Genomic DNA, 20,302 nt, shown 5'->3' with positions numbered 1-20,302 from the left:
TTCCCGCCTCGCCGCGATGAAGCGCAGCGTTTCAGGCGCGGAGGATCATTCCGCCGAACCTCCCGATGCCGCTTTCTGTCTGGCGGTCACGTCACTCATGCCGGGCGGGGTCGTGGCGCTGCGCTTGGGCAGTGCCTCCTCGTTCATGACCAGCGCGCCCTTCGGCAGGGCCGTACCACCCAGGTCCATGCGGCGCACTTCCGCCTCGGCGCGCGCCACCCGGTCGTCCCGCAACAGGCCCCGACGCTGCGCCTGAACCGGATCGACGGGATAATCGCCCTGCGCAGCCGCCGCCGCTTTCCTGCCGGAATCGCTCTGGCTCCATGCCAGGACCACCGACATCCGCCGGTTGCGCGGATCATAGCGGTCGTCGGACACGAAGGGCTCCCGGTCGGCGACGCCCTCGATGCGCTGGAAGCGATCGTTGTCGATGCCGTTCTGCGCCAGCACGGCCCTGGTCGCCTCGGCCCGCGAGGATGAGAGCAGCCAGTTGTTCATGTTCCGGCCCGATGCATAAGGCAGGCTGTCGGTATGGCCGCGCACGATGACGCCGTTGGGCACGCCCGCCACCACCCGGGCCACCTGCGCAAGCAGTTCGCGCGCCTGCGGGACCAGCTTGTCGGTGCCCATGGCGAACATCGCGAAATCGGCCTCGTCGATCAGGTCGATCCGCAACCCTTCCCGGGTCTCGGTGAACTTGACGTGCCGCTTGAGGTGCTGGAGCGCTTTCGCTTCCGCGATCTTCTTCTCGATCACCCGCTTGAGCTGCTCGAACTTCTGCCGGTCGCGGTCCTTGAGGTCGTCGCCGCCCACGTCGCGCACGCCGGTCGCGTCGCGCGGGATGGTGATCGCCAGATTGCCCTGCCCGCCCGTGGTGGGATGGTTCTCCTTGGCCACGAGGCTGTCGCCACCGAACAGGCCGTTGGAGCCGGTGCTGTCCATCTTCATCTGGACGAGCGTGGGCGTGAAATAATCGGCCAGCCCCTTGCGCTGCTTCTCAGTGGTCGCGCCGAGCAGCCACATCAGGAGGAAGAAGGCCATCATCGCCGTCACGAAGTCGGCATAAGCGACTTTCCACGCGCCGCCATGATGCCCGCCATGGCCATCGGCGATGATCTTCTTGACGATGATGGGCCTGGGCTCAGGCTCGTTCGCGGGCTTCTTGGCGGGCTGGGCCATGTCTGTCCTATCCGGCGCTTAGCGGCCGCGCATGCCGTCGAACACTTCGGCGAAGGCCGGCTGGTTCGCATGGCTGAGGTTCGAGCGCGCAGCCTCGATGACGAGCGGCTGCGGGTGGCCGTGGAGCGAGGCGATGATGATCTGCTTGACCACCTGGTAAATCGACGCGTCGGCCTCGATCACCTGGCGGCAGCGGCTCGCGAAGGGGCCGACCATGCCATAAGCGAGCAGCACGCCCAGGAAGGTACCGACGAGCGCCGAGCCGATCATCGCGCCCAGGATTTCCGGCGGTTTGTCGATGGAGCCCATCGTCTTGACCACGCCGAGCACGGCCGCGACGATGCCCAGTGCCGGCAGCGCGTCGGCAAGGCCCTGCAGATTGTCGGCCGGCCGGATCGCTTCGTGATGGTGGGTCTTGAGCGCATTGTCCATCACGTCCTCGACCGCATGGGGATCGAGCGTGCCCGAGGACACCACGACCAGACGCAGCGTGTCGCAGATCAGGTGGATCAGCGCCGAATCCGTCAGCAGGCGGGGATATTCGGCGAAAATGGCGGAGTTCTTGGGGTCCTCGATATGCGGCTCGAGCGCCACCGGGCCCTCCACGCGCAGGGTCTTCATCAGCTTGCTGACGAGGAAGATGCAGTCGAGATAGTCCTGCTTCTTGTATTTCGGGCCCTTGAAGACCTTCATCAGCCCGCCGAGCAGCGCCTTCAGGTCCGCGCCGGAGTTGCCGATGATAAGCGCGCCGACCGCGGCGCCGCCGATGATGAGCATTTCATGCGGGAGTGCATGCAGCACCGGTCCGATATTGCCGCCGGTGAGCATGAAGCCACCGAACACCATGACCAGGAGAACAACGAGACCGACACCTGCGAACATTCTGATCCCCGCGCGCTTTGTGATTGGCGAGCGGCGGATGGCTGCCGCTCACATATTCACTGCTTAGAACGGCTCCACTGAAACAGGGTTTAGCCTCAGAGTTAGCGCCGGCTTAAGTTCGTGAAAGAAGTGCCCGGGCAGCGACCGCCCTGCGCGCCGGGCCGGTCCGTCAGGAGATGAGGTCGAACAGCGACTGGCGGTTGATCCGCGCGAAAGCGGCCTGCGCCGCCTCAAGCGTGATGAGCTTGTTCTGAAGCGTCGTGATCGTCTCGGTCAGGTCGGTGTCCGCCAAGCCCGAGCGCCGCTCGGTGAGCGCGAGCGACTGGCTCGAAAGGCGATCGCCGATATTCTCGAGGCGCTGCGAGCGGACGCCCTGCAGGGACTGGGCGACGATGACATGGTCGAGCGCGGTGCGCGCATCGTTCAGCGCCGCGGACCGGTCGTCCGCCGTGCCTGTCTTCACGGCGGCGATCGCATCGGCGAGCACATCGTCGAGGGATTTGGTGCCCACCGCGTTCTCCGCGACGCTCTGGCGCGTCGGCACCGATTCCACCGAGATGCCCATGCCGACCGGAACGTTCACCGTGGTCGTCTCGTCGAACACCGGCTGCCCCTGATAATCCTTCTGGTTGAGCAGTTCGTTGATCGTCGCCCGGATCCCCTCCAACTCCTGCGCAACGGCCTCTCGCCCGGGCGAACCATCTCCGGTCGAGGTGGAGGTCACCAGCAGGTCGGTCACGCGAGTCATCAGGTTGTTGATGTCGTTCAGGTTGGTGCTGGCCTTGGTCGCGCGGGATTCGGCGAAGGTCAGGTTGCTCTGCCATGCCTGATTGATGGACTGCTGGCGGCCCACCAGCGAGATCTGCACCCAGTCCTGCGGATTGTCTGAAGGCTGGTTGATCTTCTGGCCGCTCGAAACCTTGGCCTGCTCGTTGGCGATTTCCTTGGCCATCCTCTGCTGACGCAGGATCTCGGCGTTGATGGACTGTGTCGTGATGAAGACCATGGGGGCGCGCCTTTTTCGACGGGGATCAGAAGATTGCGAAGAGGGAGTCGGTGATCTCCCGCGCCACCTGGATGACGCGGGCGCAGGCCTGATAGGCCTGTTGCAGCCGGAGGAGATCGGCCGCTTCCCGGTCGAGATTGACGCCGCTGACGTCGGCGCGCGCCGCCTGCGCCATCTGGTCGCGATTGGATGCCGCCGTCTGCTCGGCGAATGTGGCGCTGACCAGATTGCCATGCGTCGAGATGAGCGAAAGCCACTTGTCCTCGACCGAACCCGAGCCCCGGATGGCCGTGATCGCAAGCAGATTGCCGTTGATCGCACCCGATGCGGAAGCGCCGGCGACCCCGGCGGGATCGGTGATCAGAACCTCGAGCGAGGCCGCATCGGCGCCGATCGAGAGCATCGCGGCACCGGGCGTCCCGTCGGCGGTCTGGCCCTGCATGTGCCAGTCATTGATGACCTCGACATATTCGGCGGCGAGATCGTTGACCGCCTCGATCCGCTCCTTGGTGATCTTCGCGCTGCTGGTGAGCCCGCCCAGCGAGCCGCCGGCCGGGTCCGCGATCGCCGTGCCCGTCGGACCGGCATCCCCGGCCTGGAAATGCAGCAGCCCGTCCGCGTCCTGGCTGACGAAGATCTGCGTGGCGCTGACATTCTCGACGAGCGTCTCCGAGCCATATTTGACGTTGGCGACGTCATTGGCGCCGAATTCGATCGTCACGTTGAGCCGCTTCGTGATCTCGAACAGCGCCTGGTCCCGCGAATCGAGCAGGCTCACATGCGCGGACGTCCCTTCCTGCGATCGCCGCAGGCCTTCATTGGCCGTGGCGAGTTGCTGGAGCGCATCGTTGAGCGCGGCAACGTCGCTCGTCGCCGCCTGTCCGATCGAATCCCGGATCGCGACCAGATCGCCATGGCTCTGCTTGAAGGCCGTGTTGATCTGCTCGAAGGAGAAGAGCACGTCGGCGCGCAGCGTCGTGTCGGTGGGGTTCGACGCCAGCCGCTCGACGGCCGAGAACATCGCCGTCATGCGCTGGCCCACGCCGAGCGTTCCGTCGTTGAGCGCGGTCTGGATGTCGTTCATCCAGCGCGCGCGCTGGTCCACGCTGCCCAGCGCGTTGCCGGTGTGGCGTGCTGCGGAATCCAGATAGGGATCGCTGGCGCGCATCACCTGCCCGATCATGGCGCCGCCATAAGCGATGCCGGAGCGGTACCAGATGGTCGTCCCCGCGCCGGAGGGGGATTCCTTGACCTCGATCGTGCGGCGGCTGTAGCCGGGGGTGTCGGTGTTGGCGATGTTGTTGGACACCGCGCCCATCGCCGCCTGATAGGAGCGCGCGCCGGACACGCCGATCTGAAAAAGATCGCTGACCGTCATGGCTTCTTGTCCAGTTGCTGGAGGATGAGCTCGGCAATGCCGAGATTACCCTGCTGGGACATGCTGTCCGACAATCTGGCGTCGGCAAGTTCCCGGAACTGGTCGACCGCCGCGCTCCCGGCGACGTCCTCGCCCAGGCTGGCGGAGCGCATCGTCCCCAGCAGCTGCCGCATGAAGACCGCCTCGAACGCGCGGGCGGCCTGTGCGAGTTGCTCGCGTTCACTGCTCGCCGGTGCGGCGGCGGCCGGCCGGCTGGCGGCGGAAAGGGCGGCAATCTGCGTCATATCACTTCCAGCTCCGCCTTCATTGCCCCGGCCTGTTTGAGGGCCCCGAGGATTTCCACCAGGTCCGAAGGTGAAGCGCCGACTGCGTTCACCGCCTTCACAATATCGGCCAGAGAGGCGCCACCTTTAAAAAGGAACATGGGATTGCGCTCTTCCGCCGCGCTGATCGCGCTGGATTGCTCGACCGCGGTCTCCCCTCGCGAGAAGGGTGCCGGCTGCACGACGCGCGGCGCTTCGTTGACCGAGACGGTGAGCTTGCCGTGGCTGACGGCGGCGGGACTGATCCGCACGCTGCCGTTGATGACGACCGTGCCCGAACGCGCATTGACGATCACGCGGGCCGGCGGATCGGCGGGGCGAACCTCGATATTCTCGATGAGGCCCATCATCATGATGCGGCTCTCGGCGCCCTGCGGCGCAGCGACCGCGATCGACACGCCGTCGAGCGCCTTGGCGCGCTGGTCGCCGAAGGCGAGGTTGATCGCGTCCGCCACCCGCAGCGCCGTGGTGAGGTCGGCGTCGGCCAGATTGAAGGTCAGCGCCGGACTGGTATCGAAGCCCGTCTCGACGGCACGCTCCACCGACGCGCCGCTCGGAATACGGCCGGCCGAGGGCACGTTGACCGAAAGCTGCGAGCCATCCGCGCCGGAAACGCCAAGGCCGCCGACGGCCAGATTGCCCTGTGCCATGCCATAGATCTCGCCATCGGCACCCCGCAGCGGGGTCAGCACCAGCGTGCCGCCGCGAAGCGACTTCGCCTTGCCGAGTGCGGAGACGGTGACGTCCAGCCGCTGGCCGGGCTTCGCGAAGGCGGGAAGCTCGGCCGTCACCATCACGGCGGCGGCGTTCTTGAGGGCGGGATTGATCCCCGGCGGCAAGGTGAGGCCGAACCGCGAGATCACCCCCTTCATGCCCTGCGTGGCATAATCGAGGCTATCGTCGCCCGTGCCGGCAAGGCCGACGACGACGCCATAGCCGACGAGCTGGTTGGACCGCAGGCCCTCGAAGGCCCCCAGATCCTTGATGCGCTCGGCATGGGCCTGCGGCGCGACAAGCTGCAGGCCGGCGACGACGGCGATGGCGACGATCCAGCCGGCGAGACGGCCGAGCACAGGCGTAATCCGGGAAATCATGCTGAGGAATGCTCCGTCAGAAAGGGCTGACCATGGAGAAGAAGCGCTGCAGCCAGCCCTGCCGGCTGGCCCGTGCGATCTCGCCCTTGCCGCTGTAAGTGATCCGCGCGTCGGCGACGCGGGTGGAGAGGACGCGATTGTCGGGGCCCACATCGGCCTGACGAACGAGGCCGGAGACCTGGACATATTCGTCTCCCCGGTTGAGCGTGAGCTGCTTCTGTCCGCGAACCAGCATGGTTCCATTGCTGTAGACCTTTGAAACCGTGACGGTGATTTCGCCGGACAGCGCATTGGATTGCGCGGCATCGCCCTTGCCCTTGAAGCCCTGCGTGCCGCTGGCACCGACGTCGCTCGCGCTGAAGATCTTGCTGAACGGCCCGGTTGTGGGCGGGTTCAGGCCGATGCTGCCCGAGCGGTCGGTATTGGCGCTGTTGCTCTTGCTCGCCTGGGTGCGCTCCACGAGCAGGATGGTGATGATGTCGCCCACATTCGCGGCGCGCGCGCCGTTGACGAGCGGTGAATAGCCTGCGCTGGCCTGGAAGATGGCGCCGTTTGGTCGCTCCGGCGCGGTCATTTCCGCCGGGGCCAGCGTCGCCTGGAAGGCGGGATCGGCCATCGGGTCGGCCTTCTTGCCGAACAGGCCCGCCGATGCCGGCGCGGCGAAGGCGATGGCCGCGATGGCGGACGCTGCGATGAGATGAGGCTTCATGATCAGAGCTGCTGGTTGACGTACTGGAGCATTTCGTCGGTCGCCTTGATCATCTTCGAGGCGATCTCGTAGGCGCGCTGCGTCTCGATCATGTCGACCAGCTCCTCCACGGTGTTGACGTTCGATTGCTCGAGCGCGCCCTGCCGGATGGTGCCGCGTCCCTCGAGACCGGCGGCGCCCGTCTGCGGCGCGCCGGATGCGGCCGTCTCGATCAGCAGGTTGCTGCCGACCGCCTGCAGGCCGGCGGGATTGACGAACCGCGCCGTCTCGATCTGGCCGAGCTGGGTCGGCTCGGTCTGGCCGTCCACCGTCGCCGAGACCGTGCCGTCATTGCCGATCGTGATGGAGGAAACGCCCTCGGGGAGCTGGATCTGCGGGATGAGCGGCAGCCCGCCCGGCGTCACGAGGATGCCTTCCGCATTGGTCTTGAAGTTGCCTGCGCGGGTATAGGCGATCGTGCCGTCCGTCCGCTGCACCTGGAAGAAGCCGTTACCCTCGATCGCGAGATCGAGCGAGTTGTCCGTCGTGTTCAGCGTGCCCTGCGTATCGATCCGCTCCGTACCGGTGAGCTGCACGCCGGTGCCGAGATTGAGGCCGATGGCGAGCTTGTTCTGGCTGTCGGCCTGGCTGCCCGCCGCGATGACCTGCTGATAGGCCAGCGCTTCGAAATTCGCGCGGTCGCGCTTGAAGCCCACGGTGTTCACATTCGCCAGATTGTTGGCGATGACCCGCATCTTGACGTCCTGGGCATCAAGCCCGGTCCGGGCCACATGAAGGGCGCTGGTGGTCATGAGTCTGGTCCTCTTCCGTTGATTACGCGTCGAGCCGCATCAGGCTGGAGCCGCCATTGTCGATGTCCTTGGCGGTATCGATCATCTTGATCTGGGTTTCCCAGGCGCGGCTGGCCTCGATCATCTGCACGAGCGCCAGCGTCGCATCGACATTGGAGCCCTCCAGCGCTCCCGAGGTGACGGAGGCCGCCGGATCTTCGGGCAGCGCGCCGCCATTCACTTCGCGGAACAGATTGTCCGTGCCCTTGGCGATGACGGAGCCATTGGCATTGGCGATCTTGATCGTGTCGACGAGCTGGGGCTGGTCGATCTGCCCGCCCTGGGGCACGATCCATACGCCGCCATCCTGCGCGATCTTGATGCTGTCGGCCGGCGGCAGGGTGATCGGCCCCGCGCCACCGATGACGGGATGGCCGTCCCCGGTGGTGAGAAGGCCGCTTTCGTTGAGCTTGAGGTCGCCCCGCCGCGTATAGCCTTCCGAACCGTCGCTCGCCTGGACGGCGATCAAGCCTTCGCCGTCGACCGCGATGTCCAGCGGATTGCCGGTCTGGACGACGGTCCCCGGTTTCAGGTCCGCGGCGATGACCTGCCCCACCTGCTCGGCGCGGCTCTGGAAGGTGCCGCCGCCGATCCACCGCGTGGAGGCGTTGGCGATCTCGGCGCGAAAGCCCGTGGTGTTGGCGTTTGCGAGATTGTTCGCAATCGCCGTCTGCCGGGCCATCGAGCCGCGCATCGCCGTGCGGGCCACATTGATGAGACGATCCATGGACTAGAGCTCCGATCGGCCTTCGGCGTCAGGCGCGCAGGGCGATGATCGTCTGCGTCATGTTGTTCGCAGTTTCGATCGCCTTCGAGTTCGCCTGGAAATTGCGCTGGGCGGAAATGAGCGCGACCAGCTCTTCGGTGATGTCCACGTTGGAGCGCTCCAGCGTGCCGGACCGCACGGCTCCGAAGAGACCGTTGTTGCCCGCGCCGTAGACCGCTTCGCCGCTCGCGCCGGTCGCGGACCAGTGGGCATCGCCTTCCTGGCGCAGCGCGTCCTGGCTCGGGAAGCTCGCCATTGCCACCACGCCGAGATTGCGGACCGATCCGTCCGCGAAGGTCGCCGAGACCAGCCCGGTCTCGTCGATCGAAATGCTCGAAAGCTGGATGGTCGCATCGTCGGGATGGACGGTCGGGATGACGAGGTCGATGAGCCCCGCGGCATCCGTGCTCGTCGGCGTGCCGTCGCCCGTCGGATCGGTCGGCAGCACCTGCAGGCGCGAGCCGGTCGTGTCCACCACGTTGCGGTTCTTGTCCACGCTGAAGGAGCCGTTGCGCGTGTAGCTGACGGAGCCGTTGGTGCCGAGGCCTTTCACGGTGAAGAAGCCCTCGCCGGTGATGGCGAGATCGAGCGTCTTGTCGGTCGTTTCGAGCGTGCCCTGCGTGAACTGCTGGTTGACGTCGATGAGGCGCACGCCGTTGCCGCCGAGCGGCCCGCCGCTGGAGGCGAAGATGTCGCCGAATGCGGCCTTGCTCTTCTTGAACGCGATCGACGAGACGTTCGCCACATTGTTGGCGACCACCGACAGGTCGGTCTGGGCGCCCTTGAGACCGGTGAGGGAAATGTAGAAGGACATGGTTGCAGACTCCTCTGATGGTTCCTGATGTCAGCCGAGACGGATTGCGTCGGTCGGCGAGAAATTGCCGAGCGGGGTGATGAGCTGGGAGCCCGTGCCGCTCGCGGGGGACTGGACGGCCGCGATGCTGGCCCAGGTGGCGACCTGCGTCGGGTTCGCGCCGCGCACCTTCACCTGAAGCGCCTCGCCACCGATGAAATTGCCGGCGTCGTCCCTCCCGTCCCAGTAGAAGGAGCTCGCGCCGGCCCCGAGAGCGCCGAATTCCAGCGTCTTCACGACCTGGCCGCTGGCGTTCACGAGATCGACGGCGACGCCGTCCGCTGCCGCGCCGAGCGTGATCTCGCCGGCATAGGCGCCGGTGCGATCGGGCGTTGCGATGTTGCTTTTCACCAGCATCGATTTGCCGATCCAGCTCGCGGCATCGGAAAGACGCGCGCCGGAGACGGAGTCCGCGATGTTCCCGAGCAGGCTGTTGGATTCCGCCTGCGCCGAGAGCGATGAGAACTGGGCCATCTGGGCGACCATCTGGCTGTTGTCCGTCGGCTCGAAAGGGTCCTGGAACTGCATCTGCGCCGTCAGCAGCGTCAGGAAGCCGCTCATGTCGATCGTCTGGTTCGACGCCTTCTTCGTCTCCGCCAGGTTCTGGTTGGTGAAAGACGTCGTCGGATCGACCGTCCAGGGGCTGGACGTCTGGGATGCGGTGGTTGTCGTCATTTGCCGAGCCTGATCGTTTCGAGGAGGAGGGACTTGGCGGTCTGGATGACCTGCACATTATTCTGGTACATGCGCGCGCTCTCGACCATTTCGACAAGCTCCGCGCTGCTGTCGACGCCGGCTTCCCAGACATCGCCATTGGCGTCCGCGAGCGGATGACCGGGGTCGTGGCGCCGCGTGGCGGGCGTGTCGGAGGTCACCACCTTGTCGACCTTGACCGTCGCGACGCCGGGCTTCTCCACGATGGTCGAGAAGACGGGGCGGATCGCGCGATAGGCCTGGTTCTCGTTGCCCGAGACCGATCCCGCGTTGGCGAGGTTCGATGCGGTGGCGTTCAGCCGGACGAGCTGGGCCGACATGGCGCGGCCGGCGATGTCGAAGATGTTCATGGGCTTTTCCATGCTCATTCTCCCCGCAGCGCGCGCGTGATGGTGTTGAGGCGCCCTTCCAGGAAGGAGAGCGTCGTGCGGTACTTGACCGCATTCTCGGCAAACAGGGTCTGCTCGGTCGACATCTCGACGGTGTTGCCGTCGCTGCTCGGCTGGAGCGGCGTGCGATAGCCCATCGCGGTTTCGAGCGCCCCGGCGACACTGCCCTGCTGGCTGGTCGCGGCGGCGAGCGCCTTGTCGAAATCGATGTCCCGTGCCTTGTAGCCGGGCGTCGATGCATTGGCGATATTCGAGGCAATGAGCTCCAGCCGCTGCGATCGCAGCGCGAGGGCCTTGCCATGGACGCCGAACAAACTGTCTTCCAGCGACATTTTTTCGTGCCTTCCCTAAATAACGCTTCGTCGGGGTCGTTCTCACCGCAAGAGCCGGTCCGGTTGCGAGACATCACCCCTGTCCACAGGGAATATCTGCAAAGGCCGTGCCAACATGCGCGCTGCCGGTCCGGCAGGGACGTGAGAGCAAGGAATTCCGCGCCTTTCCGGCGCAGGGACGGCGTGGCCGGCAAGTTTTTGCCGGTCGGCGGCATTTCTTTGCCGCCCGTCTCCGGTCAAACATTCGGGGTCGGCGCGGCGATGTGGGATATTCTGGGTCAGCTCTTCGCCCCGCTCCCCATCCTGCTGGTATCGCTCGGCACTGCCCTCATCGCGCTTGGCCAGTTCGGCCCTGTCACGGCGGCGCGATCCCTTCGCGCGCTCGGGCCGCTGCTCATGGCGCGCCCGGATGACGAGCGGGACGCCGCGCGGGCGCTGCTGTTCAAGGTGGAAGCCGTCGCCGAGCTCAGAGGGCTTATGCGCACGGATCGCATCCGGGCAGGCCATCCCTTCATCGCCGGCGCGCTCACCAGCCTCGCCAACGCCCCCGATGTCGAGCATTTCTCGTTGCGGATCGATCAGGTCCTCGAGGACCGGCGCGATCGCCACGCGAGCGTGGTCGGCTTCTGGAACGCGATTGCCGACGCCGCGCCGGCCATGGGCATGGCGGGCACGATCATCGGTCTGGTCGGCATGTTCGCGAGCATGCGCGACCCTTCGACGATCGGGCCGGCCATGGCGCTGGCCCTCATGACGACGCTGCACGGCATGGTCCTCGCCAATGCCGTGGCAGGCCCCATCGCGAACCGCCTCGCCGATCTTTCCGCGCGGGAGCTGGCCTGGCAACGCGCCTTCGCCCGGCGGCTGGAAGCGATTGCGAGCCGCGAGCCCGGCATGCTGCGCAAAACCGCGCGCGAGGCGGCCTGATGCGCGCCAGTGCCGGCATGCGGCGCGGCCGGTGGGCGGTCAGTTTCGCGGATCTCTGCCTCCTGCTGCTCGGTTTCTTCGTGCTGCTGCAGGCCAATCAGTCGGCGCGCGATCAGGCGCTGGCCGGCATCGGCAGCTATTTCGGCGCGCTCGAAGCACCCCGGAAGATCGATCTCCCCGCGGCCGCGCTCTTCCAGCCGGGCGAAGCGCTGCTCAGCGAAGCCGGGCACGCCGCACTTGCCCGCGCCGCAGCCCCCTTGCGCGCCTCAGGGAATATCGTGCGTATTCAGTCAATTGGCCTTGAACGCGGCGAACATCGCTTCGACGAATGGGATCTCGCCGCCGCGCGGCTTGGCGCGGTCGCGCGCGCGCTGGTGGCGGCGGGCATTCCTCCGGAGCGGCTGCGCGTCGCCGGGCTGGCAGAGGAAGCGGATGCCTCCGCTTCGGGGCGGCAGGTCATCCGCCTCGTCGAGAAGCCGCCAGCCGCCGAGTGAGCGCCTCTGGCACGGTCCTTGCTGCGATACGCCCGAACATCTTCGGAGCCGATTGCCATGACTGATCGCATTGCGCCGCCCATCCGTGCCGTTTCCGCCGTGATGACGACCCTGATCGGCCTGCTGCTCATCGGCCTTGTCTCGCCTGCAAGAGCCGCCACTTTCGAGAATCTGGACCGGCTCGACACGCTGGTTGCGATGAGCGTTGGGGCCGCGCTGGGCGAGCCCGGCGGGCCGATCGCGCCCATCGATCGCCGCTTGCGCCTTGCGCCCTGCCCGCAGACGCCTCTTGTCGAGGAAACGCGGATGAGCGCCGCCATCGTCTCCTGCCCCAGTGCCGGCTGGCGCCTTCGCGTGCCGCTCGCGGCAGTGAGCAACACTGTGGCGGCTCCCGTCGCTCCGGTCGCCGCTCACAGCAGCCCGGCGATCGTCGTCAAGAAGGGCGATCCGGTGCAACTGGTTGCCGGCAATGACTTTTTCTCGGTTTCGCGGCTGGTGATCGCCGATGAGGATGGTGCCGTCGGCGCGCTCATCCGCGTGCGGCAGGACCCCAAGGCCATGCCGGTGATGGCGCGCGTGGAAGCGCTCGGCATCGTTCGCATTCCGGGGATTTAAACTTTCGTGAACCGATCCGTATATAGAAGGGTCGGACAGAAAGGATGAAACGATGATCAAGCCTGTTGGCCAGTTCATGAACGCCGCAGTCGAGGCAGCCCGGCTGCGCGAGACCGCGTCGTCGCGGTCAGCATCCAGGGTCGTCGCCGAGAACGATGCCGAGAGCCCTGCCCCGGCGTCCACGCCGGCCTCGCGCATGGCTGGGCAAGGCGCCCCCATCGACAGCGCGCGCATCGCCAGCATCAAGCAGGCCATTGCATCCGGCAATTATCCCGTCGATCCCGGCAAGATCGCCGAGAAGATGCTGGATCTCGACCTTCCCCTTCGCCAGCACTGAAAGACGTACTCATGTCGCTTGCCCTCATCGATGATCTGTCCGTTGCAGCGTCGCAATTGCGCGATGCCATGCAGCGCGCCGACCTCGGCGACATCGAGAAGGGGCTGGACGGCTTCCGGTCCTCCATCGAGGCGGTCCAGGCCAATGGCGCCTGGCGGAGCGAACCGCAGATCAAGGCGAAAATCGCCGAACTGATGACCGAGCTCGACGCTTCGCGCGGCCTTGCCCTCCTGCTGGGCGACATGGCTGGCCAGGCGCATGCCGCCGCCGCCGCCCGCACGCCGGATGCGCCGCAGCCTCTCTATCGGCGCTGATTTCCCTTCCCCTCCCCATTTTTTGACGCCCGCCGGCTCCGCGCGGTCCTGAGCGGCAGCTCTGCGCGCGCCATCTCCCGACACGCGCCTTATCTGGCCCGGCCCAAATCACTGAAACTGGCATGGTTTTTGCTTTTTGATACCCGTATCAACGCGGGATCGAACGCACACCATGTCCTTGTTCAACGGACTGAACATCAAGGAAACGTCGGGCCAGCCGGGCCGGGTGACGCAGGCCATCGCCTCGGCGAGCCGGCGGACCGGCGTCGATTTCAATTATCTTCTGGGCCAGGCACAGGTCGAGAGCAGCCTCGATCCCTCGGCGCGGGCGCGCACGTCGAGCGCCACCGGCCTTTACCAGTTCATCGATCAGAGCTGGCTCGCCATCGTCAACGATCATGGCGCCAAGCATGGCATGGGCTGGGCATCCGAGGCCATCCAGCGCACCGGAAGCGGCCGCTACTTCGTTGCCGATCCGGCCGTGCGCCAGCAGATCCTCGATCTGCGCAATCATCCCGAAACGGCGTCGGTCATGGCGGCGGAGCTCGCGTCCGACAATCGTGATTATCTGGAAGCGCGCATAGGTCGCCCGGCGGACTCGGTGGATCTCTATCTCGCCCATTTCCTGGGTGCCGGAGGCGCCGCGAAATTCCTGACGACCATGGCCCAGTCACCCGATGCGAGCGGCGCCAGCCTGTTTCCCGCCGCCGCGCGCGCCAACAGCGCCATCTTCTACGACCGGCAGGGCAATGCGCGCAGCCTTGCCGACATCCGCGACAATTTCGCCCGCAAACTCCAGGCCGGCGCGCAGATGAACGGCATGCAGAACGCCGGCGCGGTCGACGGCGGCCTTCCCGCCAACGCGCGGACCGTCCAGCCGTCCGATTATGTCCGCATCGCGCGCGAAAATCTTTCCGGGCAGGATCAGCTCGCGAGCCAGCAGAAGCTCGCCGAAGCCCAGCCCTATCCCGCTTCCGCCCCGCGCGCCGAAACCGCGCGGCTCGCCTATCTCATGCTCGCCACCTTCGGAAGGTAATCCCGCACCATGACACGCAGCGACGTCAATGGCCGCATCTGGAGCAATGCCGCGAAAGGCGCGGTCCTGCCCTTCGCCATCCTGCTCCTCGTCATGTTCATGGTCGTGCCGGTGCCGGCGATCATGCTGGACATGGGCTTCATCGCGAACATCATGATCAGCCTCGTCGTGCTGATGATCGCGCTCAACGCCGCCAAGCCGCTCGATTTCTCCAGCTTCCCGACCGTGCTGCTGTTCGCGACCCTGCTGCGGCTCGCGCTCAACGTCGCGTCCACCCGCGTCGTGCTGGTGAACGGCCACACCGGATCGGACGCGGCCGGCCATGTGATCGAGGCGTTCGGCAACTTCCTCATCGGCGGCGACTATGTCGTCGGCATCTTCGTCTTCGCCATCCTCATGATCATCAACCTGGTGGTCATCACCAAGGGCGCCGGGCGCGTCTCGGAAGTGTCGGCCCGCTTCACGCTGGACGCGCTGCCCGGCAAGCAGATGGCCATCGATGCCGATCTCAACGCCGGCCTGCTCACGCCCGAGGAAGCCAAGCGGCGCCGTCAGGACGTCGCGACGGAAGCGGACTTCTACGGCTCCATGGACGGTGCCTCCAAGTTCGTGAAGGGCGACGCCGTCGCCGGCATCCTCATTCTCGTCATCAACATCGTGGGCGGCATCATCCTCGGCGTGGTGAGCCATGATCTGGGCTTTGGCGAAGCGGCGCAGACCTATGTCCTGCTCGCCATCGGCGATGCGCTGGTCGCGCAGGTGCCTGCCCTGCTTCTCTCCATCGCGGCCGCGGCGATCGTCACGCGCGTCACGTCCGATCATGATCTTTCCGGCCAGATCTCGGCGCAGTTCGGCGTCGGCAAGGCCTGGCTCCCGGTCGCCGCGATCCTCACCTTCCTTGGCGTGCTGCCGGGGATGCCGCATTTCATCATCCTGCCCGCGGCCGCCCTTGCATGGTTCGTCACATGGCGCCTGCGCAAGGCCGCCAGCGCCGCGCCCGAGACGCCGGCGGAAGAGCCGATCCCCGAAAATCCCGCGCATATCGAATGGACCGACGTGTCCGACGGCGCGGTCCTCGGCCTGGAGATCGGCTATGGCCTCATTTCCCTTGTCGACGAGCGCAAGGAAGCGCCCCTCATGGGCCGGATCACCGGCATAAGGCGCCAGCTCTCGCGGGAACTCGGCTTCGTCATCCCCATGATCCGGGTGAAGGACAATCTCGCGCTCGGCCCCAACCAGTATCGCATCACGGTTGCCGGCGTGGTGGTCGGCGAGGACGAGATCTGGCCGGACGACCTGCTCGCGCTGGACAGCGGCGACCTGACGCAGACCGTTGACGGACGCGCCGCCCGGGATCCGACCTTCGGCCTCGACGCGGTATGGATCACGCCCGATCGCCGCAGCGAGGCCGTGATCGCCGGCTATACGGTGGTCGATCCCTCCACGGTCGTCGCCACGCATCTCAATCACCTCGTCGCGCACAATGCCGCCGAGCTGTTCGGGATGGACGAAGCGCGCAAGCTGCTCGACACGCTCAAGGAGGTCGCCCCGCAGCTCGCCGATGGCCTGTCTCCCAATCCGCTGAGCCTTGCCCAGATCACCGCGCTTTGCCGCGCCTTGTTGTCCGAGGGCGTGCCGCTCAAGGATTTCCGCCGCATCGCCGAGGCCATGATCGTGGTCGCGCGGCCGGACATGGGCACCGAGGCGCTGGCCGAGGCCGTGCGCCAGAAAATCGGTTCGCTCATCATCCAGACCATCGTGCCCGTGAAGATGCCGCTGCCGGTCGTCACGCTCGATGGCGAGCTGGAAGGGCTGCTGGCGCAGGCGATGCGAGTCGCTGGCGACGCCCAGCACCCGATCGAACCCGCGCTGGCCCAGCGCCTCATCGAGCAGGTCGGCGAGGCCGCGCAACCGCTGCTCGCGCAGGCCCGCAATTTCGCCATCGTGACATCCCCCGTGGCGCGGCGCGCGCTCGCCCGCCTGTTCAAGCCGCATTTGCCCGAGACGCCGGTGCTGTCCTTCCTCGAAATCCCGGACGGCAAGCCGGTGGAGGTCGTCGCCGTGGTCGGGAGCGAGAGCCGCATCAACCGCGTGGAAAGGCTTCAGGCGGCATGAGGAGCGCCCTGACGATGGCGGTCACAAGCCCCAGCGACCAGCAACGATGCTGCACCGCCATGCTGCGCACAAAAATGAAGTTTAACGCACCGCAAACGCGTCGGAAAATCTAAGTTAAGCCTTTTGGACTAAGCCACTCTTATGCAAAGCGCAAAGCTCGAGGTCGCCGGCTACACATATGGGCGCAGGACAAGTTCCACGCCCGACCAGCTCGCCCGGCAATATATGCCGCTGGTGCGCAAGATCGCCTGGCATGTCCATGGCCGGGTCTCCTCGGCGATCGATATCGAGGATCTCCTGCAGATCGGCATGGTCGCCCTGGTGGAAGCGGCCAACAGCTTCGAGGATCGCGGCCACGGCTTCGCGACCTACGCCCAGATGCGCGTGCGCGGCGCGATGATCGATCATCTGCGCCGGCATGCGACGCTTTGTCGCTCCGCCATGGCGCGGCGGAAGACCTTGCAGGAAGCCCGGCGCAGCATCGAGCACCGGACCGGCCGCGCGGCAAGCGATGCCGAGATCGCCGCGCATCTCGGCCTTGATCCCGCCGCCTGGCGCGAATTCGCGGACGGCACCGATATGGCACAGCATCAGAGCATGGACGAGGTCTATTCGGACCAGTCGATGTGGTTCGCGGATGTCGCCGAGCGGGCCGACGAGATGCTGGAGCGCGAGTCGCTCAAGAAAGCCATCGCTGCCTGCATCGCGGACCTTCCGCAACGGGAAGCCATGGTCCTGCAGCTCTATTTCGTCGAGGAACTGAATCTCGAGGAAATCGGCCTGACGCTGGACATCGGCGCGGCGCGCGTGTGCCAGATCAAGAAGGCCGCGCTGGACAAGCTGCGCACCCGGCTCGCGGAGTGGGCCTGAGGCGCTGCCCGGTCCCGGACCGGGCATGTTAGTCCCTTCCCGGCAGGGGCTGTTCCGCGCGGGATGCATGAGCTAAAGCGCGCTCATGTCCACCACCTTCACGCTCGACACATCGACGAGCCGGGCCAACCCGACGCCCGCGCCGATGAAGCGCCTCACCATTCCCGCGCTGCGGGCCCGCAAGGCGGACGGCGAGACGGCCGAGCCGCTCGTCGTGCTCACGGCCTACACCGCGCGGCAGGCGCAGCTGCTTGATCCGCATTGCGACATGCTGCTGGTCGGGGATTCGCTTGGCCAGGTCATTTATGGCCTGCCCTCCAGCGTGCCCGTGACGCTGGACCTGATGGCCGCCCATGGCGCAGCCGTGGTGCGCGGCAGCTATCACAGCGTCGTCATCATCGACATGCCGTTCGGCAGTTATGAAGCATCGCCCGCGCAAGCCTTCGAAAGCGCCGCGCGCCTGCTCAAGGAGACCGGCGCGGCGGGCGTGAAGCTCGAAGGCGGCGCAGCCATGGCCGAGACGATCGCCTTCCTCGTCGCGCGCGGCATCCCGGTCTGCGCGCATGTCGGCCTCACCCCGCAGGCGGTCAATGTGCTGGGCGGCTATGGCCCGCGCGGGCGCGACGCGGCCGAAGCGGGCAAGATCATGGCGGACGCGAAGGCCGTGGCGCAGGCCGGCTGTTTCGCGATGGTGATCGAGGGGGTGATCGAGCCGCTCGCCGCCGCCATCACTGCGGCCGTCCCCTGCCCCACCATCGGTATCGGCGCCTCGCCCCTGTGCGATGGGCAAGTGCTGGTCACCGAGGATCTGCTGGGCCTGTTCGAGCGCACGCCGCGCTTCGTGAAACGCTATGCGGACATCGCCGCCACGATCGGCGAAGCGGCCGCGACTTACGCCGCGGAGGTCCGCACGCGGACCTTCCCGGACGAGGACCAGCTCTACCGCGCCAAAAAGTGATTTGCTTGAGGTTCAGCCACGGCTAAGGTCCGCCGCCGCAAACTCCCCCAACCTGTTCAATCCACCGGAGACCAGATTTGGCCCTGACGCCATATCAGACAGATGCCCTGCTTCGCGAAGTGGACGATGCCGTCCGCAAGGATGATCTCGAGTCGTTCTGGCAACGTTATGGCATCGCCATTGGGGTCGCGGTGGTGCTCGGCCTCTCGGCATTCGGTGGCTGGCTCTATTGGCAGCACCACAGGACCCAGGTCGCCGAGGCGAACAGCGTCGCGTTCGGCAATCTCCTCAAGGCTGCGCAGGGCGGCTCGCTCGACCAGAAGATCTACGACCCGCTCGTGACCGAAGGCGGCGCCATCTACAAGACGGAAGCGCAGCTCGTGAAGGCAGCCCTCGCCGCCGGACGCGAGGATGATGCTGCCGCCATCGCCACTTATGACGAGGTCCTCAAGGATCCCGAGGCGCTGCAGCCGCTCAAGGATGCCGCGCTGCTGCGCAAGACGGCCCTGCAGTTCGACAAGGCCAAGCCCGATGACGTGATCGCCGCGCTCAGCAGGCTCAGCACGCCCGACAGCGCCTTTTTCGGCAGCGCGGGCGAATTGACCGCGATCGCGCATCTCAAGGCCGGCCGCCGCCAGCAGGCCGGTTCTCTCTTTGCCAGCCTCGCCGGCGACCAGAGCGTTCCGGAGTCGATCAGGCTCCGGGCAGGACAGATGGCAAGCATGCTCGGCTCGGCGGCCACGCCCGCCGCCGCGCAACCCGGCACCCCGGCCCGCTGAAAGACAAGAATATGATGATGAATCGTCGCATGAGCTTTCGTGCCGCCCTGATGGTCCTGCCTGTCGCTTTGGTGCTGACCGGCTGCGGGGGGCGCAAGAGCGGCCCCAAGACGCCCGTCCACGGCGAGCGCACCTCCATCCTGAGCGGCACCGAAGTGGTGAACCCCGATGAAAGCGTGGCCGCGCTGGAGGTTACCCTGCCACCCCCCGCCCCCAACGCGGATTGGCCGCAATCCGGCGGCACCGCCTCCAAGGCCATCGGCCATGTGGCGCTTGGGGAAGGGACGCAGCAGGTCTGGACCGCGTCGATCACCGGCGGCAGCAATCGCGCCCGCCTCGCCTCCCCGCCCGTGATCGCGGAGGGGAAGCTGTACGTGATCGATACCGAGGCCGTGGTCTACGCCTTCGATGCCCAGACCGGCGCCCGCCTGTGGACATCCAGCGTCCGCGCCAAGGATGATCGCGGCAGCGTCCAGTTCGGCGGCGGCGTCAGCGTCGATGGCGAACGTGTGTATGCCACGACCGGCATCGGCGACGTGGCCGCCCTCAATGCGGCCGACGGCACGATCGCCTGGAAGGTCCGGCCCGGCGGCCCCCTGCGCGGATCACCGACGCTTTCCAACGGCAATGTCTATGTGATGAGCCAGGACAACCAGCTCTTCGCGCTCAACGAAACCGATGGCGCTGTCATCTGGTCCGATTCCGGCACGCTCGAATCGACGGGCGTGTTCGGCGTGGCGGCCCCCGCCGCCGGCCAGGGCTCGGTGATCGCGGGTTACAGCTCGGGCGAGCTGACCGCCTATCGCTACGAGAATGGCCGGGCACTCTGGGGCGATGCGCTGAGCAAGACCAGCATCTCGACCTCCGTTTCCACGCTTACCGACATCGATGCCGACCCGGTGATCGACCGGGGCCGCGTCTTCGCGATCGGCGAAGGTGGCCGCATGGCGTCCTATGAGCTGGTCAGCGGCCAGCGCCTGTGGGAGCTCAATATCGGTGGCGTGTCGACGCCGCTGGTGGTGGGCGAATGGGTGTTCGTGGTCACCGACAAGGCCAAGCTTTTCTGCATCACCCGCTCCACCGGCAAGGTGCGCTGGATCAGCGATCTCCCGGCCTGGCGCAAGCCGAAGAAGAAGCAGGGCCCGATCCGCTGGCGCGGTCCGGTCGTGGCCGGCAACAAGCTGATCCTGGTGTCGACGGAAGGCGCGCTCGTCTTTGCCAATCCGACGACGGGCGCCATCCTGTCCGAGCAGGATCTCAATCGGGGCGTCTCGCTTTCGCCGGTCGTGGCGGGCAACATGCTCTATCTGCTGGCCGACGACGGCCGTATCCTCGCCTATCGCTGAGCGCCCGGGCCGCGCCGTCCGGAAGGCGGGCAAGGCAAGCGGCTCCGGCAGGCGCG

24 protein-coding genes are annotated in these 20,302 nt (G+C 66.5%); 11 read left to right on the top strand and 13 right to left on the bottom strand.

The genetic code is table 11. From position 1 onward, the window contains the following. Window positions 1–45: 45 nt before the first annotated feature. From SLG_RS06480 to SLG_RS06420, 13 genes are all read right to left on the bottom strand, one after another. The gene (locus SLG_RS06480) at window positions 46–1,179 is read right to left on the bottom strand and encodes a flagellar motor protein MotB (protein WP_014075647.1); all 1,134 of its coding nucleotides are present in this window, start codon (window positions 1,177–1,179) and stop codon (window positions 46–48) included. An 18-nt stretch (window positions 1,180–1,197) separates the two neighbouring features. Further along, window positions 1,198–2,061: a flagellar motor stator protein MotA gene (gene motA, locus SLG_RS06475; RefSeq protein WP_014075646.1), complete on the bottom strand. Its 864-nt coding sequence runs from the start codon at window positions 2,059–2,061 to the stop codon at window positions 1,198–1,200. A gap of 169 nt (window positions 2,062–2,230) precedes the next feature. Next, window positions 2,231–3,067, bottom strand: a complete 837-nt coding sequence (locus SLG_RS06470) for a flagellin (protein ID WP_014075645.1) — start codon at window positions 3,065–3,067, stop codon at window positions 2,231–2,233. A gap of 25 nt (window positions 3,068–3,092) precedes the next feature. Next, window positions 3,093–4,445 carry a flagellar hook-associated protein FlgK gene (gene flgK / locus SLG_RS06465; RefSeq protein WP_014075644.1) on the bottom strand — a complete coding sequence of 451 codons (1,353 nt, stop codon included), beginning with the start codon at window positions 4,443–4,445 and terminating at the stop codon, window positions 3,093–3,095. Continuing rightward, window positions 4,442–4,729 carry a rod-binding protein gene (locus SLG_RS06460; RefSeq protein WP_014075643.1) on the bottom strand — a complete coding sequence of 96 codons (288 nt, stop codon included), beginning with the start codon at window positions 4,727–4,729 and terminating at the stop codon, window positions 4,442–4,444. Before SLG_RS06460 ends, flgK begins: the two co-directional genes overlap by 4 nt. Then, window positions 4,726–5,862: a flagellar basal body P-ring protein FlgI gene (locus SLG_RS06455; protein WP_014075642.1), complete on the bottom strand. Its 1,137-nt coding sequence runs from the start codon at window positions 5,860–5,862 to the stop codon at window positions 4,726–4,728. Before SLG_RS06455 ends, SLG_RS06460 begins: the two co-directional genes overlap by 4 nt. A gap of 16 nt (window positions 5,863–5,878) precedes the next feature. Beyond that, on the bottom strand, window positions 5,879–6,571 hold the full coding sequence (locus SLG_RS06450; RefSeq protein ID WP_014075641.1) for a flagellar basal body L-ring protein FlgH: 693 nt from the start codon (window positions 6,569–6,571) through the stop codon (window positions 5,879–5,881). A gap of 2 nt (window positions 6,572–6,573) precedes the next feature. After that, a complete protein-coding gene (gene flgG / locus SLG_RS06445; RefSeq protein WP_014075640.1) occupies window positions 6,574–7,362 on the bottom strand; it encodes a flagellar basal-body rod protein FlgG in 789 nt (262 codons plus the stop codon). Between the two features lie 22 nt (window positions 7,363–7,384). Then, window positions 7,385–8,128 carry a flagellar basal body rod protein FlgF gene (locus SLG_RS06440; protein WP_014075639.1) on the bottom strand — a complete coding sequence of 248 codons (744 nt, stop codon included), beginning with the start codon at window positions 8,126–8,128 and terminating at the stop codon, window positions 7,385–7,387. Window positions 8,129–8,156: 28 nt separating this feature from the next. Further along, window positions 8,157–8,981: a flagellar hook-basal body complex protein gene (locus tag SLG_RS06435; protein WP_014075638.1), complete on the bottom strand. Its 825-nt coding sequence runs from the start codon at window positions 8,979–8,981 to the stop codon at window positions 8,157–8,159. A gap of 30 nt (window positions 8,982–9,011) precedes the next feature. Beyond that, window positions 9,012–9,695: a flagellar hook assembly protein FlgD gene (locus SLG_RS06430; protein WP_014075637.1), complete on the bottom strand. Its 684-nt coding sequence runs from the start codon at window positions 9,693–9,695 to the stop codon at window positions 9,012–9,014. Further along, the gene (gene flgC, locus SLG_RS06425) at window positions 9,692–10,102 is read right to left on the bottom strand and encodes a flagellar basal body rod protein FlgC (RefSeq protein ID WP_041391781.1); all 411 of its coding nucleotides are present in this window, start codon (window positions 10,100–10,102) and stop codon (window positions 9,692–9,694) included. Before flgC ends, SLG_RS06430 begins: the two co-directional genes overlap by 4 nt. Then, window positions 10,099–10,455: a flagellar basal body rod protein FlgB gene (locus SLG_RS06420; protein WP_014075635.1), complete on the bottom strand. Its 357-nt coding sequence runs from the start codon at window positions 10,453–10,455 to the stop codon at window positions 10,099–10,101. Before SLG_RS06420 ends, flgC begins: the two co-directional genes overlap by 4 nt. 183 nt (window positions 10,456–10,638) lie before the next feature. Here SLG_RS06420 and SLG_RS06415 point away from each other — a divergent pair, with 183 nt between their 5' ends. From SLG_RS06415 to SLG_RS06365, 11 genes are all read left to right on the top strand, one after another. After that, window positions 10,639–11,382, top strand: coding sequence for a MotA/TolQ/ExbB proton channel family protein (locus SLG_RS06415; RefSeq protein ID WP_331386515.1), 744 nt, complete (start codon window positions 10,639–10,641; stop codon window positions 11,380–11,382). Further along, entirely contained in the window at window positions 11,382–11,876 is a 495-nt protein-coding gene (locus SLG_RS06410; RefSeq protein WP_014075633.1) for an OmpA family protein, read from the top strand. Before SLG_RS06415 ends, SLG_RS06410 begins: the two co-directional genes overlap by 1 nt. A 57-nt stretch (window positions 11,877–11,933) precedes the next feature. After that, complete coding sequence (locus SLG_RS06405) at window positions 11,934–12,491, top strand: flagella basal body P-ring formation protein FlgA (protein WP_014075632.1); 558 nt, start codon at window positions 11,934–11,936, stop codon at window positions 12,489–12,491. Window positions 12,492–12,543: 52 nt separating this feature from the next. Beyond that, entirely contained in the window at window positions 12,544–12,828 is a 285-nt protein-coding gene (flgM, locus tag SLG_RS06400) for a flagellar biosynthesis anti-sigma factor FlgM (RefSeq protein ID WP_014075631.1), read from the top strand. Window positions 12,829–12,839: 11 nt separating this feature from the next. Further along, window positions 12,840–13,142 (top strand): hypothetical protein, encoded by a 303-nt coding sequence (locus SLG_RS06395; RefSeq protein WP_014075630.1) that lies wholly within the window; start codon window positions 12,840–12,842, stop codon window positions 13,140–13,142. 172 nt (window positions 13,143–13,314) lie between these two features. Continuing rightward, window positions 13,315–14,178 carry a hypothetical protein gene (locus tag SLG_RS06390; RefSeq protein WP_014075629.1) on the top strand — a complete coding sequence of 288 codons (864 nt, stop codon included), beginning with the start codon at window positions 13,315–13,317 and terminating at the stop codon, window positions 14,176–14,178. 9 nt (window positions 14,179–14,187) lie between these two features. Further along, window positions 14,188–16,293, top strand: a complete 2,106-nt coding sequence (flhA, locus tag SLG_RS06385; RefSeq protein WP_014075628.1) for a flagellar biosynthesis protein FlhA — start codon at window positions 14,188–14,190, stop codon at window positions 16,291–16,293. A gap of 141 nt (window positions 16,294–16,434) precedes the next feature. Next, window positions 16,435–17,163, top strand: a complete 729-nt coding sequence (locus SLG_RS06380; protein WP_014075627.1) for a sigma-70 family RNA polymerase sigma factor — start codon at window positions 16,435–16,437, stop codon at window positions 17,161–17,163. Window positions 17,164–17,248: 85 nt separating this feature from the next. Beyond that, entirely contained in the window at window positions 17,249–18,121 is an 873-nt protein-coding gene (gene panB / locus SLG_RS06375; RefSeq protein WP_014075626.1) for a 3-methyl-2-oxobutanoate hydroxymethyltransferase, read from the top strand. A gap of 77 nt (window positions 18,122–18,198) precedes the next feature. After that, the gene (locus tag SLG_RS06370; protein WP_014075625.1) at window positions 18,199–18,900 is read left to right on the top strand and encodes a tetratricopeptide repeat protein; all 702 of its coding nucleotides are present in this window, start codon (window positions 18,199–18,201) and stop codon (window positions 18,898–18,900) included. Between the two features lie 29 nt (window positions 18,901–18,929). Continuing rightward, window positions 18,930–20,246: an outer membrane protein assembly factor BamB family protein gene (locus tag SLG_RS06365; RefSeq protein WP_231848768.1), complete on the top strand. Its 1,317-nt coding sequence runs from the start codon at window positions 18,930–18,932 to the stop codon at window positions 20,244–20,246. Window positions 20,247–20,302: the final 56 nt, after the last annotated feature.

It is taken from the genome of Sphingobium sp. SYK-6, assembly GCF_000283515.1.
Lineage (GTDB): Bacteria > Pseudomonadota > Alphaproteobacteria > Sphingomonadales > Sphingomonadaceae > Sphingobium > Sphingobium lignivorans.
Note: the sequence above shows the minus strand (reverse complement) of the source record. Positions and strands in the feature narration are given on the sequence as shown.

Excerpts from the sequence above, each read along its gene's own strand:
- SLG_RS06405 (WP_014075632.1), top strand. The coding sequence starts at position 11,934 with ATGACTGATCGCATTGCGCCGCCCATCCGTGCCGTTTCCGCCGTGATG.
- SLG_RS06460 (WP_014075643.1), bottom strand. The coding sequence starts at position 4,729 with ATGACGCAGATTGCCGCCCTTTCCGCCGCCAGCCGGCCGGCCGCCGCC.
- SLG_RS06395 (WP_014075630.1), top strand. The coding sequence starts at position 12,840 with ATGTCGCTTGCCCTCATCGATGATCTGTCCGTTGCAGCGTCGCAATTG.
- SLG_RS06365 (WP_231848768.1), top strand. The coding sequence starts at position 18,930 with ATGAGCTTTCGTGCCGCCCTGATGGTCCTGCCTGTCGCTTTGGTGCTG.
- SLG_RS06420 (WP_014075635.1), bottom strand. The coding sequence starts at position 10,455 with ATGTCGCTGGAAGACAGTTTGTTCGGCGTCCATGGCAAGGCCCTCGCG.
- flgM (WP_014075631.1), top strand. The coding sequence starts at position 12,544 with ATGATCAAGCCTGTTGGCCAGTTCATGAACGCCGCAGTCGAGGCAGCC.
- SLG_RS06410 (WP_014075633.1), top strand. The coding sequence starts at position 11,382 with ATGCGCGCCAGTGCCGGCATGCGGCGCGGCCGGTGGGCGGTCAGTTTC.
- SLG_RS06455 (WP_014075642.1), bottom strand. The coding sequence starts at position 5,862 with ATGATTTCCCGGATTACGCCTGTGCTCGGCCGTCTCGCCGGCTGGATC.
- SLG_RS06390 (WP_014075629.1), top strand. The coding sequence starts at position 13,315 with ATGTCCTTGTTCAACGGACTGAACATCAAGGAAACGTCGGGCCAGCCG.
- flgK (WP_014075644.1), bottom strand. The coding sequence starts at position 4,445 with ATGACGGTCAGCGATCTTTTTCAGATCGGCGTGTCCGGCGCGCGCTCC.
- SLG_RS06450 (WP_014075641.1), bottom strand. The coding sequence starts at position 6,571 with ATGAAGCCTCATCTCATCGCAGCGTCCGCCATCGCGGCCATCGCCTTC.
- SLG_RS06380 (WP_014075627.1), top strand. The coding sequence starts at position 16,435 with ATGCAAAGCGCAAAGCTCGAGGTCGCCGGCTACACATATGGGCGCAGG.
- flhA (WP_014075628.1), top strand. The coding sequence starts at position 14,188 with ATGACACGCAGCGACGTCAATGGCCGCATCTGGAGCAATGCCGCGAAA.
- SLG_RS06435 (WP_014075638.1), bottom strand. The coding sequence starts at position 8,981 with ATGTCCTTCTACATTTCCCTCACCGGTCTCAAGGGCGCCCAGACCGAC.
- flgC (WP_041391781.1), bottom strand. The coding sequence starts at position 10,102 with ATGAGCATGGAAAAGCCCATGAACATCTTCGACATCGCCGGCCGCGCC.
- motA (WP_014075646.1), bottom strand. The coding sequence starts at position 2,061 with ATGTTCGCAGGTGTCGGTCTCGTTGTTCTCCTGGTCATGGTGTTCGGT.
- flgG (WP_014075640.1), bottom strand. The coding sequence starts at position 7,362 with ATGACCACCAGCGCCCTTCATGTGGCCCGGACCGGGCTTGATGCCCAG.
- panB (WP_014075626.1), top strand. The coding sequence starts at position 17,249 with ATGTCCACCACCTTCACGCTCGACACATCGACGAGCCGGGCCAACCCG.
- SLG_RS06440 (WP_014075639.1), bottom strand. The coding sequence starts at position 8,128 with ATGGATCGTCTCATCAATGTGGCCCGCACGGCGATGCGCGGCTCGATG.
- SLG_RS06480 (WP_014075647.1), bottom strand. The coding sequence starts at position 1,179 with ATGGCCCAGCCCGCCAAGAAGCCCGCGAACGAGCCTGAGCCCAGGCCC.
- SLG_RS06470 (WP_014075645.1), bottom strand. The coding sequence starts at position 3,067 with ATGGTCTTCATCACGACACAGTCCATCAACGCCGAGATCCTGCGTCAG.
- SLG_RS06430 (WP_014075637.1), bottom strand. The coding sequence starts at position 9,695 with ATGACGACAACCACCGCATCCCAGACGTCCAGCCCCTGGACGGTCGAT.